This is a genomic window from Streptomyces malaysiensis subsp. malaysiensis (assembly GCF_040653035.1).
GTDB classification, from domain to species: Bacteria; Actinomycetota; Actinomycetes; order Streptomycetales; family Streptomycetaceae; genus Streptomyces; species Streptomyces malaysiensis.
The window spans coordinates 17,251-31,083 of the sequence record NZ_JBEZNG010000054.1 but is presented as its reverse complement, the minus strand read 5'-3'; the positions used below and the strand labels follow the sequence as shown (position 1 = coordinate 31,083).

Annotated in this window: 2 protein-coding genes; both read right to left on the bottom strand. The window is 71.5% G+C overall.

Features of this window, described 5'->3' with window-relative positions:
• A partial coding sequence (locus tag AB0E24_RS45105; protein WP_359385764.1) for a type I polyketide synthase occupies window positions 1-1,615 on the bottom strand: 1,615 nt, incomplete at its 3' end.
• Between the two features lie 42 nt (window positions 1,616-1,657).
• Window positions 1,658-13,819: an SDR family NAD(P)-dependent oxidoreductase gene (locus AB0E24_RS45100; RefSeq protein ID WP_359385762.1), complete on the bottom strand. Its 12,162-nt coding sequence runs from the start codon at window positions 13,817-13,819 to the stop codon at window positions 1,658-1,660.
• Window positions 13,820-13,833: the final 14 nt, after the last annotated feature.

Here is a 13,833-nt window from a genome sequence, read left to right as displayed (position 1 = left end):
ACCCCGCCACCAACTCACCACGCCCCTCACCCACCACCACCGCCCGATGCTCAAACACCGACCGCGCACTGACCAACGACCACCCCACATCCACCGGCGAAAGCTCCGACACACCACCCACCCGCTCAACCAACCCCGCCGCCTGCCCCCGCAACGCCTCCGCACTCCGCCCCGACACCACCCACGGCACCACCCCACCCACCTCAGCGGACACCGACTCCACATCCCCCTCAGGAGCCTGCTCCACGATCACATGTGCATTGGTGCCGCTGATCCCGAACGACGACACACCGGCCCGGCGCGGGCGCTCACCATCAGGCCACTCCACCGCCTCGGTCAGCAGCCGCACCCCGCCGCCGTCCCACTCCACATGGGGTGTCAGCTCCTCGGCATGGAGGGTGGCCGGGAGTACGCCGTGCCGTAGGGCCATCACCATCTTGATGACACCGGCCACGCCCGCCGCACCCTGCGTATGACCGATGTTCGACTTGAGCGAGCCGAGCCAGAGCGGCCGGTCCTGCGGCCGGTCCCGGCCGTAGGTGGCGATCAGCGCGTCGGCTTCGATCGGGTCGCCCAGTTTGGTGCCCGTGCCGTGCGCCTCCACCGCGTCCACCTCGGACGGGGCCAGCCGGGCACTGGCGAGGGCCTGGCGGATCACCCGCTGCTGGGAGGGGCCGTTCGGCGCGGCGAATCCGTTGCTGGCGCCGTCCTGGTTGATGGCCGAGCCCCGGATCACCGCGAGCACCCGATGTCCGTTGCGCCGGGCGTCGGACAGCCGCTCCAGCAGCATCAGGCCGACGCCTTCGCCCCAGCCCGTTCCGTCCGCGCTCGCCGAGAACGCCTTGCACCGCCCGTCCGGGGACAGCCCCCGTTGCCGGGAGAAGCCGGTGAACACCTCGGGAGTGGCCATCACCGTCACCCCACCCGCCAGGGCCAGGGTGCACTCCCCCTGTCGCAGGGCCTGGCCGGCGAGATGGATGGCGACCAGGGATGACGAACACGCCGTCTCCACCGTGACGGCCGGTCCCTCCAGGCCGAGGGTGTAGGACACCCGGCCCGACAGCAGGCTCGGTGCGTTGCCCGCGTATCCCTCGGATCCCTTCTGCGGAAGGTCGCCCGATGTGGTGCCGCCGGTGGTGGCCGTACCGGCGTAGACGCCCGTTCGGGAGCCCTTGAGGGAGACCGGGTCGATTCCGGCCCGTTCGCATGCCTCCCAGGCGGTTTCCAGCAGCAGTCGCTGCTGGGGGCTGGTGGCGAGCGCCTCGCGCGGGCTGATGCCGAAGAACTGGGGGTCGAACCGGTCGGCGTCGTAGAGGAATCCACCCCGTCGGACATAGGTGGTGCCGGGGTGGTCCGGGTCCGGGTGGTAGAGGTTGTCGAGGTCCCAGCCGCGGTTGGTGGGGAAATCCCCGATCGCGTCCACGCCGTCGGCGACCAGTCGCCACAGATCCTCGGGCGTGTTCACGCCGCCGGGGAACCGGCAGGCGATGCTCACGACCGCGATCGGCTCCTGGTGTCGCTCCTCCGCCGCACGCAAACGCAGGCGCGTATCGTGCAGATCCGCGGAAACGCGCTTGAGATACTCGACCAGCTTCTCTTCATTCACGTTCACCATGAGGTTTCACCCGGCCCTCAGTGATCGTCGCGCCCGGCACATTCAGGACACGCCCAGTTCGTTGTCGATGAAGTCGAGAACCTGGGCCGCGGACGCGGACTCCAGCCTCTCGGCGGCGGTCATCTCTTCCTCCGCCGGTTTGCGTGTCGCCTTCCACTTCGCCAGCAGGCTTTCGAGCCGTGCGGTGACCGCTCCAGAATCGCCGGCTTCCATCTCGAGGCCGATGAGGGTGGCTTCGAGCCTGGCCAGTTCGTTGAGGACCGGATCGACGCCGTCCCGGCCCGAGGCGGCGCCGACCGCCGGGGCGATGCGCTCCAGCAGGTAGTCGGCCAGCACGGCCGCCTCCGGATAGTCGAAGACGAGGGCGGCGGGCAGCCGCAGACCGGTGGCGGCGGCGAGCCGGTTGCGCAGTTCGACGGCGGTCAGGGAGTCGAAGCCCAGCTCCTTGAAGCTGGTGTCGGCCTGCACCACTTCGGCGTCGGCGTGCCCGAGCACGGTGGCCACATGGCCACGGACCAACTGGAGGACCGCACGACGCTGTTCCGTGGCGGACAGGCCCGCCAGCCGGTCGGCCCAGTCGTCCGGCCGTGTGTCGGCTGCCGCCGCCGTACGGCGCGCCGCCGTGCCACCGGCGCCGGAGGCGGCGAGGGCGCGGAGCGTGGCGGGGAGGCTGTCGGCGGGCTGGGCGGCCAGAACACGCGGGTTCATATCCGCCGCGATCAGCTGGTGGCCACCGTGTTCGGCCGCCGCGTCGAGCAGCCGGAGGGCGTGGTCCGCTGCCATCGCGGTGACGCCCGAGCGGGACATCCGGGCCAGATCCGCTTCGGCGAGGCCACCGGTCATCTCGCTGGCTTCGGCCCACAGGCCCCACGCCACCGAGACCGTCGGCAGACCCCGTGCCCGGCGGTGGGCCGCCAGCGCGTCACAAAAGGCGTTGGCCGCCGCGTAGTTGGCCTGTCCCGGGCTGCCCATGACCCCGGCGGCGGACGAGAACAGCACGAACGCGCCCAGTCGCAGATGTGCCGTCGCGTTGTGCAGATGTGCCGCGGCGGTGGCCTTCGCCGCCCAGACCCGCGCCAGCCGCTCGGGGGTCTGCGCGGTGACGACCGCGTCATCCAGCACACCCGCGGCATGGATCACTCCGGTCAGCGGATGCTCGGGGTCGACCCCCGCCACCAGATCCGCCACCGCCGCCGCGTCGGTGACATCGGCGGCGGCGATACATACCCGCGCGCCCAGAGCCGTCAGCCGGGCGGTGAGGTCCTGGGCGCCCGGCGCTTCCGGGCCCCGGCGGCTCACCAGCAGCAGATGGCCGATCCGCCAGACTCGTACGAGGTGTTCGGCGACCAGCGCGCCCAGTGCGCCGGTGCCACCGGTGATGAGCACGGTGCCGTCCGGGTCCACCGGGGCGGGGACGTCCAGCACCAGCTTGCCGGTGTGCTTGGCCTGGCTGAGATGGCGCAGCGCCTCATGTGTCCGGCTGAGCGGCCAGGTCCGCACCGGCAGCGGCCGCAGGGCTCCGGCGGTGAACAGCTCGCCCAGTTCGCCCAGCATCCGGCCGATGCGTTCCGGCCCGGCGTCGGTGATCAGGTCGTAGACCTGATACGTCACCCCCGGATGCGCCTCCGCGACGCGCTCGGGGTCACGGAGATCGGTCTTGCCCATCTCCATCAGCCGGCCGCTCTCGGCCAGCAGCCGCAGGGAGGCATCGACGAAGGGCCCGGCCAGGCTGTTGAGCACCACATCCACGCCACGTCCGCCGGTGGCCCCGCGGAACACCTCCTCGAAGTCCAGATCGCGCGACGAGGCCCGGTGTGCCTCATCGATGCCCATCTCCTCCAGCACCGTGTGCTTCCCGGGGCTCGCCGTCGCGTAGACCTCCGCGCCCAGATGGCGGGCGATGCGCACGGCCGCCATGCCGACGCCGCCGGTCGCCGCGTGGATCAGGACCGACTCCCCGGCCTGGAGTCCGGCCAAGTCCACGAGTCCGTACCAGGCGGTCAGGAACGCCACCGGCACCGAGGCCGCCTGCGCATCGGTCCATCCGGCGGGAATGGGCGCCACCATGCGGGCGTCGGTCACCGCGATCGGGCCGAACGCGCGGTCGAAGACCCCCATGACCCGATCGCCCACCGCGAGCCCGGCCACCTCGGGGCCGATGTCCAGCACCACACCGGCGCCTTCGCCACCGAGCCCGGTCTGGCCCGGGACCATGCCCAAACTGATCAGCGCGTCACGGAAGTTGATACCGGCCGCGTGCACCGCCACCCGTACCTGCCGCGGTCCGAGGGGTTCGAGCACCTCCGGGCACGGCACCGGCTTCACGTTCTCCACGGTGGCCGCGCCGGTCAGCTCCAGCCGCCATGCGGGCTGCCCCACCAGTGCGGCCACACCTCCGCTGCTCGCGCCACCGGCGCGCATCAGCCGGGGCACCCGAAGCCGTCCCGCCCGCAGTGCGATCTGCGGCTCGTCCATGTGCGCCGCCCACGCCACGGCGCCGCGCACACCCCCCGCGAGCGGCTCGGAGTCCGGGTCGAGATCGAGCAGGGTGAATCGCCCCGGATTCTCCGCCTGCGCACTGCGCACCAGCCCGCATACGGCGGCCCCGGCCACGTCCACGCCGCCGTCTCCGGCGCCCTCCGCTTCGGAGGCGTCGAGCGCGACCGCTCCCCGGGTGACCACCACCAGCCGGGTATCGGCGAGCCGGGGTTCGGCCAGCCAGCCCCGTACCAGCTCCAGCACCCACTCCGAGGCCGCGAGACCGGCGGCGGCGAGGTCCGTATCCGTGTCCCCGGCGCACGAGTCGGACGGGGCGGATCCGTCGGACGGATCCCCGAAGGCAGGCAGATACGCGACGGCCACCGAGGGGGCGGGGCCGTCACCGTCGAGGGCGGAGACCAGCGCCTCCAGACTCGGATGGTGTACCGCGCCCGGCGGAATCGGTCCGCACCCCTGCCCGTCCAGAACCACCCAACCGCCACCGTCCGCCGGATCCGGCTCGTGGTTTCCGGCATCGGTGTGGTCCTGTGCGGGGACGGGCAGGGGCGTCCACTCCAGGGTGAACAGCCCGTCCACCTCCGGCCCGCCGGTGGTCCGCAGCTGGTCGACGGCGGCCGGTCGCATCACCAGCGAGTCGACGGTCAGCACCGGACCGCCCACGGCATCGGCCACCTCGACCCGCAGACCGCGTTCGCCCTCAACGCCGTCCTGGTTCCGGGGCGAGAGCCGGACCCGTACGGTCGTGGCACCGCCCGCCCACAGCGACACACCGTTCCAGGCGAACGGCAACCACACCCGGCCTTCGTCGTGCTCCGCCTCCGGCCGGTCGAGGAGGAACGCCGGATGGAGCGCCGCGTCCAGAAGCGCCGGGTGGATACCGAACCCCTCCGGGTCTCCGGCGGCCTCGGGCAGCGCCACTTCGGCCAGGAGGTCCGCGCCGTCCCGCCATACGGCCCGCAGTCCGCGGAAGGACGGCCCGTACACGTACCCCGACGCGGCGGCGTGCTCATAGAACCCGTCCAGCCGTACGGGCTCCGCGCCCGCCGGTGGCCATGCCGTGACCGGCTCGTCCACCAGGCCGGGGCTCCGGAGGGACGGCGGGCCCAGGACGCCCTCGGCGTGGCACACCCAGCCCGGGTCGGCACCGGGCTCCACATCGCGGTCGGGCCGGGAGTACACCCGCACATCACGCCGCCCGTCCCCGGTGGCCGCACCAGCCACCACCTGAACACGCAACCCACCGGACGCGGGCAGCACGAGCGGGACCTGAAGCGCCAGCTCCTCCACCCCGCCGCAACCCGCCTCATCGGCGGCCCGCAGCGCCCACTCCACCAGCGCGGCGCCCGGGGCCAGCACGGCGCCCGCCATCACATGCTCGGCCAGCCAGCCCCCGGCGCCGCCACCTGGGATCCGGCCGGTGAGCACCAGCCCGCCATCGGCGAGCCCGACGGCAGCCGGCAGATGCGCATGCCCCACGCGCTGTAGCCCGGCCGCCCCCACATCTCCGACGCCACCGCCCGCCGCCAGCCAGTAGCGCTCACGCTGGAAGGCGTACGTCGGCAGCTCGACCGTCCGAGGCGCCGGATCGGCCGGGAACCAGCGGGCCCAGTCGATATCGGTGCCATGGGTGTGCAGTTGGGCGAGGGCGTGGCCGAGGGCGTGCGCGTCGGGCCGCTTATGGCTCAGGGTGGCCGTCACCAGCGGAGTCGGCCGCCCGGCCGCGCGTTCGTCGGCATCGGCCGTCGCCTCGTCGGCGGTGAGGTGCTGAATGGTGTGCTGGGTCGCGGTGGCCAGGACGGGATCGGGGCCGAGTTCGAGGAACACGCCGGTCTCCGGCGCGGTATGGGCGACGGCGGGGTGGAAGTGGACGGGTTGGCGGATGTGCCGCACCCAGTAGCCCGGTGTGGCCATCTCCTCATCGGCCGGTTCACCGGTGAGGTTGCTCAGCACGGGAAGGGTGGGCCGGTGGAAGATCAGGTCGTCGATGGCCCGCGCGAACGGCCCCAGGATGGGGTCCATCAGCGGGGAGTGGAAGGCGTGGCTGACGGTGAGTGTCCTGGTCTTACGGCCCTTGGCCGCCCAGGTGGCGCTGATCTCGGCGACGAGGCCGGTCGGGCCGGAGATGACGGTGTTGCCCGGGGTGTTCAGGGCGGCGATGCCCACTTGGCCGTCGTGTGCGGCGAGGTCGTCGGCGAGTTCGTCGGGGGTTGCGGCGACGGTGGCCATGCCCCCGCCCTCGGGAAGCCCACCCATCAGGGTGGCGCGGGCGGCGACCAGGCGGCAGGCGTCGGGGAGGTCGAAGACACCGGCGATATGGGCGGCGGCGATCTCCCCGATCGAATGCCCGATCAGCACATCGGGGTGCGCTCCAAGCGACATCAGCAGCCGTGCCAGGGCGATATGCAGTGCGAACAGTCCCGCCTGGGCGTAGGTGGTGTGGTCCAACAGCCCCGGCCGCTCGGCCACACCGTGGAAGACCACGTCGCGGAGGGGGTGTTCGAGATGGGGGTCGAGCAGCTCGCAGACCTCGTCGAACGCCGCGGCGAACACCGGGAACCGGTCGTACAGCCCGGCCCCCATCCCCTGGCGCTGGCTGCCCTGGCCGCTGAAGAGCCACACCGTCTTGCCCGCCGCCGCTCCACCGCCGGGGAGCACCACACCCGGGTGGGGTTCGCCGGTCGCCAACGCCTCTACGGCGGCCAGCAGTTCGGCGCGGTCATCGCCCAGCGCCACCGCCCGGTGCTCGAACAGTGACCGTGTGGTGGCGAGTGACCAGCCCACATCGGCTGCCGAGAGCTCCGGGCACCGGGCCATGCGTTCGGCCAGCGCGGCGGCCTGGCCGCGCAGCGCCTGCGAGCTCCGCGCGGACAGTGTCCATGGAACCGCCCGCATATCGGGTAAGGACACGGGCTCGGCGGCCGTGATGTGCTTCGACGGCTCGGGGGCCTGCTCCAGAAGGAGATGGGCGTTGGTGCCGGAGGCGCCGAACGAGGACACACCGGCCCGACGCGGTCGCCCGCCCTCCGGCCACTCCACCGCCTCGGTCAGCAGCCGCACCGCACCGCTCGCCCAATCCACATGCGGGCTCGGCTCATCGATGTGCAGGGAGGCAGGCAGCCTTCCGTGCCGGATCGCCTGCACCATCTTGATGACGCCCGCCACGCCCGCCGCCGCCTGGGCATGGCCAATGTTGGACTTGATCGAGCCGAGCAGCAGCGGCTGTTCGGCGGGGCGTTCCTGACCGTAGGTGGCCAGCAGCGCCTGCGCCTCGATCGGATCACCCAGCGTCGTACCCGTGCCATGCGCCTCCACCGCATCGACATCCGCGGCCGAAAGACCGGCACTCGCCAATGCCTGACGGATCACCCGCTGCTGCGACGGACCGTTCGGCGCCGTCAACCCGTTCGACGCACCGTCCTGGTTGACGGCCGAGCCACGGATCACCGCCAGCACCTCATGGCCGTTGCGCTGGGCGTCCGAGAGCCGTTCCAGCAGCAGAACGCCCACACCCTCGCCCCAGCCGGTGCCATCGGCCGCGGCGGCGAAGGGTTTGCAGCGGCCATCGGGGGCCAGACCACGCTGACGGGAGAAACCGGTGAACACATCCGGCGTGGCCATCACCGTCACCCCACCGGCCAGCGCCAGCGTGCACTCCCCCTGCCGCAACGCCTGCGCCGCCAGATGCATCGCCACCAACGACGACGAACACGCCGTATCCACCGTCACCGCAGGACCTTCAAAGCCCAACGTGTACGCCACCCGACCCGAAACCACACTGCCCGAGCTGGCCAGCATGGCGTAGCCTTCGAGCCGCGCATCGCCGCCGCTGAGCCCGGCGGCGTAGTCGTGGTACATCACACCCGCGTAGACCCCGGTCGGGCTGCCCTTCAACGACACCGGATCGATCCCCGCCCGCTCCAGCACCTCCCACGACGCCTCCAACAGCAACCGCTGCTGCGGATCGGTCGCCAGCGCCTCCCGCGGATTGATCCCGAAGAACGCCGCGTCGAACGCATCCGCGTCATACAGGAACCCGCCCTTGCGCGCGTATGAGGTGCCGGGGTGGTCGGGATCGGGGTGGAAGAGCCCGTCCAGGTCCCAGCCCCGGCCGGTCGGGAACTCCCCGATGGCGTCACGGCCCGAGGCAACCAGATCCCAGAGCTCCTCCGGGGAGCTGACCCCACCCGGGAATCGGCAGGTCATCGCGACGATGGCGATCGGCTCATCGGCATCGGCCGCCGCCACGACGGGGGCGTGCGTATCGGCACCGGAGGTCTCGCCGCTCAGCCGGGTGCACAGATACTCCGCCAACACCCGAGGCGTCGGATAGTCGAACACCAACGTCGCCGGCAACCGCAACCCCGTCACCACCGACAACCGATTACGCAACTCCACCGCCGTCAACGAATCAAAACCCAACTCCTTGAACGCCACGTCCACCCGCACCTCACTCAACGAACCAAACCCCAACACCACCGCCACACCACCCCGCACCACATCAACCACCACACCCAACCGAGCGGCAGCGTCCAACCCCACCAACCGCCCAACCAACCCCGAACCCAACAAACCACCCTCAGCAGCCCGCCGCCTGACACGACCACCCACCAACCCCCGCAACACCACAGGAAGATCCACACCAGCCACCCCGGCCGGATCGAGGGTGGCGGCGACACAGAGGGGCTCGCCCTGCGCGCAGGCGGCGTCGAGCAGGCCCAGCGCCTTCTCGCTGGACATCGCGGCGATTCCCGAGCGGGACATCCGGGCCCGGTCCGTCGTGGCCAGCTTCCCGGTCATCTCACTGGACTGGGCCCACAGGCCCCAGGCAACCGACAGCCCTGGGAGGCCGTGGGCCTGGCGGTGGGCGGCGAGGGCGTCGCAAAAGGCGTTCGCCGCAGCGTAGTTGGCCTGCCCCGGGCTGCCCAGGACCCCGGCGGCGGATGAGAACATCGCGAACAGTGCCAGCGGAAGATCGGCGGTGGCGGTGTGCAGATGCGCCGCGCCCGTCGCCTTGGCCGCCCACACCCGGGCCAGCCGCTCGGGTGTCTGCGAGGTCAGCACCGCGTCGTCGAGCAGCCCCGTGGCATGGATGACACCGGTCAGCGGATGTTCGGCATCGACCCCCGCCACAAGATCGGCCACCGCCGACGCGTCCGTGACGTCCACGGCGGCGATCCGCACCCGCGCGCCCAGCCCCTCCAGGCGGGCGGCCAGATCGCGGGCCCCCGGGGCGTCCAGCCCGCGACGGCTCACCAGGAGCAGATGGCCGACCTGCCACGTGCGCACCAGATGTTCGGCCACCAGGCCGCCCAGGGTGCCGGTGCCGCCCGTGACCAGCACAGTGCCGTCGGGATCGAGCGCGGCCGGGGTGCCCTCCCGCCCCTCCGGATCGCTGCCGACGGAGGCACGGATCAGCCGTGGCACCCACGCCTGTCCATCCCGCACGGCCAACTGCGGCTCGTCCAGGTGCACTGCCTGTGTGATGGCGTCCCGCAGATGAAGGTCGAGGTCTCGATCCACGTTCAGGTCTACATCGGAGCCGAGGTCGAGGTCGAGGTCGAGGTCGAGCAGAAGGAAACGTCCCGGGTTCTCCGCCTGAGCGCTCCGCAGGAGACCCCAGAGCGCTGCGGCGGCCACATCCGTAGCGCCCTCGGTGTCGGTGACGGCAACCGCGCCACGGGTCACCACCACCAGCCGGGCGTCGGCAAGCCGCGGCTCGGTAAGCCACTTCCGCACGAGCTCCAGGGCTCGCTGTGCCATCGCCAGACCGGCAGTCGCCATATCGGCCACGGCGTCGGCGTCCGGACGCGGGAACTCGGCGAGAACCACGGCCGGGCCCGCCTCCCCGTCATCGAGCCCCGAGAGAAAGGCGTCCAGATCCGGATACGAGCCCTCGGCGGCCAGTACCGCCCAGCCGTCGCGATCGGCCACCGGTCCGTCAGTACCCATCGGCCGCGCCAGCGGGGTCCAGTCCAGGACGAACAGGCCGTCGGCGCCACGGGCCGCAGCTGCCCGCAACTGTTCTACGGCCGCCGGTCGCGTCACCAGGGAGTCAACCGTCAGAACGGGGTCGCCCACGGTATCGGCCACCATCAGCCGCAGCCCGCGCTCACCCTCGGCGCCGTCCCGATGCGGGGACAGCCGAACGCGTACGGTGCTGGCTCCGGCGGCCCACAACGACACTCCGTTCCAGGCGAACGGCAGCCGCACCTGGCCACCATCCCGATCCTCGTCGGACCCGGTGTCGAGCAGCAGGGCCGGATGCAGGGCCGCGTCGAGCAGTGCCGGATGGATGCCGAACCCGTCCGCGTCCCCGGCCGCCTCGGGCAGCGCCACCTCGGCCAGCAGATCCGCACCGTCCCGCCACACGGCGCGCACGCCCTGGAACGACGGCCCATACGCATAGCCCGCCGCCGCGGAACGCTCGTAGAACCCCTCCAGATCCACCGGTTGCGCACTCGCCGGAGGCCATGTTCCGCCGAGTCCCTCGGCCGACTGGCCCACGCCCTCCGATGCCGGGCTCAGCACCCCTTCGGCGTGGCACACCCAGCCCACATCGGCAACGCCCGAGTCGGCCTCGCCGCCCGGACGGGAGTAGATCCGCACATCGCGCCGCCCGTCCTCCGCCGCGGCACCCACCACCACCTGAACGCGCAGCCCACCCGACTCCGGTAGCACCAACGGGACTTGAAGCGTCAGCTCCTCGACCCCACCACAGCCCACCTCGTCGGCCGCCCGCAACGCCCACTCCACGAGCGCCGCGCCCGGGGCCAGGACGGCGTTCGCCACCATGTGCTCGCCGAGCCAGCCGCCACCGCCACCGCTACCGCCAGCGGCCGCGATACGCCCGGTGAGCAGATGGGTGCTGCCATCGGCAAGCTCCACGGCGGCGCCCAGCAACGGATGATCCGCCGCCACCAGACCGAGGCCGCTGGGGTCACTGGCCGCACCGGAGGCGTTCATCCAGTACCGCTGGTGCTGGAAGGCGTACGTGGGCAGATCGACCGTACGAGGGGTGGGGTCGACCGGGAACGCGGCCTTCCAATCAACCTCCACCCCGGCGATGAACGCCTGGCCGAGCGAGTGGAGAAGCTGAGCCTGGCCGCCATGGTCACGGCGCAGGGTGGGGACCGCGACCGCGTCCACATCCACCTGCTCGAACGTCTCCTCCATTCCGAGGGTCAGCACGGGATGGGTGCTGGCCTCGATGAACACCCGGTGGCCGTCCGCCAGCAACGCCTCGACGGCATCGGCGAACCGCACTCGCTCCCGCAGATTCCGCACCCAGTAGCCCGAATCCAGGGCAGAGGCATCGGTCCGGCCACCGGTGACCGTCGAGTAGAACGCCACGTCATCCGCACCACCCGAAAGCGGATGGACCCCGGCCAGCGCCTCGTTCAACTCATCCCGGATTTCATCCACCTGGGGACCGTGCGAGGCGTAATCGACCTCGATCAGCCGCGCCCGCTCCCCCGCCTCCGTGCATGCGGCTACGACAGCGGCCACCTGCTCCGGCGGACCCGAAACCACCGTGGAAGAAGGCCCGTTGACAGCCGCCACGCCTACACCAGCGGCCTGATCCCCCAGACCGGAAAGCAGTTGGCCCGCCCGCTCCTGGCCCACCCCCAGCGAGGCCATCGCCCCGCCTTCGGCCAACCGCCGCAACGCCTTACTCCGCAGGGCCACGACCTTGGCGCCGTCCTCCAAGGACAGCGCTCCGGCCACCACAGCCGCCGCGATCTCACCCTGGCTATGACCCACCACCGCCACAGGACGCACCCCATACCCCGCCCACGCCGCCGCCAACGACACCATCACCGCCCACAACACCGGCTGCACCACATCCACCCGCCCCAAATCCCCCACACCCCGAAGCACATCCGTGAGCGACCAATCCACATAGGACGAAAGCGCCCGCTCACACTCCCCCACCCGCGCCGCAAACACCGGCGACACCTCAAGCAACCCCGCACCCATCCCCACCCACTGCGACCCCTGACCCGGAAACACCAACACCGGACCCACACCACCCACCAACGCCCCCGAGCGCACCACACCCGCATGCGACACACCCCCCGCCAACGCCTCCACCCCCGCCAACAACTCACCACGCCCCACACCCACCACCACCGCCCGATGCTCGAACACCGACCGCGTACTGACCAACGACCACCCCACATCCACCGGCGAAAGCTCAGACACACCACCCACCCGCTCAACCAACGCGGCCGCCTGCCCCCGCAATGCCTCCGCGCTCCGCGCCGACAGCACCCACGAAACCGTGCCCAGATCGGAGCAGACCGGCTCCGTCGGCTCACCCTTCTCAGGAGCCTGCTCCACGATCACATGCGCGTTGGTGCCACTGATCCCGAACGCGGACACCCCGGCCCGGCGCGGCCGTTCGTTCCTCGGCCACTCCACCGGATCCGTGAGCAGCCGCACCGCGCCACTGGACCAGTCCGCGTGCGGAGTCGGCTCATCGACGTACAACGTGGCGGGCAGCAGTTCATGGCGCAGGGCCATCACCATCTTGATCACACCGGCCACACCCGCCGCACCCTGCGCATGGCCGATGTTGGACTTCAGCGAGCCGAGCCAGAGCGGCTGTTCGGCTGTGCGGTCCTGGCCGTACGCGGCGAGCAGCGCCTCTGCCTCGATCGGGTCGCCGAGCGTGGTGCCGGTGCCATGCGCTTCCACCGCGTCCACCTCGGCGGAAGAGAGCTGGGCGTTGATCAGCGCCTGGCGGATCACTCGCTGCTGGGAGGGGCCGTTGGGCGCGGTGAGACCGTTGCTCGCGCCGTCCTGGTTGATGGCCGAGCCCCGGATCACCGCGAGTACCTGGTGGCCGTTGCGCTGTGCGTCGGAGAGCCGCTCCAGCAGCAGGAGCCCCACACCCTCCGAGAAGCCCGTGCCGTCCGCGGCGGCCGCGAAGGGCTTGCATCGGCCGTCGGGGGCCAGACCGCGCTGGCGGGAGAACTCCACGAAGGTGTTCGGGGTGGTCATCACGGTGACGCCACCGGCCAGGGCCAAAGTGCACTCCCCCTGCCGCAGGGCCTGGCAGGCGAGATGCATCGCGACCAGCGACGATGAACACGCCGTGTCCACCGTCACCGCGGGCCCCTCCAGGCCGAGGGTGAAGGCCACCCGGCCGGAGACCACGCTCAAGGTATTCCCGGTGAGCAGAAACCCTTCCGTGCTCTTTTCGATCTGCGGGGTGCCGAAGCCGAGGATCCCGGCGCCCGCGTAGACCCCGGTGGGGGTGCCCTTCAGCGAGGTGGGGTCGATTCCCGCGCGTTCGATCAACTCCCAGGCGACTTCCAGCAGTTGGCGCTGCTGGGGGTCGGCGGCCAGGGCCTCGCGCGGGCTGATGCCGAAGAAGGCGGCGTCGAAGCCGTCGGCCCGGTCCAGGAAGCCACCGTGCCGGACATAGCTGGTGCCGGAGTGGTCGGGGTCCGGGTGGAACAGCCCGTCCAGCTGCCAGCCGCGGTCGGTCGGAAACTCCCCGATCGCGTCGCCGCGCGAGGCCACGAGCTCCCACAGCTCCTCGGGCGAGGTGATCCCGCCGGGGTACCGGCAGGCCATGCTCACGATGGCCACCGGCTCCTGGGACCGCTCCTCCATCTCACGCAGCCGCCGACGTGTCTGACCCAGATCGGCCGTGACCTTCTTGAGGTACTGGCGGAGCTTCTCTTCGGTACCCGACATCAGTTCCGCGCCTC

Bases quoted from the DNA above. Each gene is read 5' to 3' on its own strand.
- AB0E24_RS45100 (WP_359385762.1), bottom strand. From the start codon at position 13,819: ATGTCGGGTACCGAAGAGAAGCTCCGCCAGTACCTCAAGAAGGTCACG.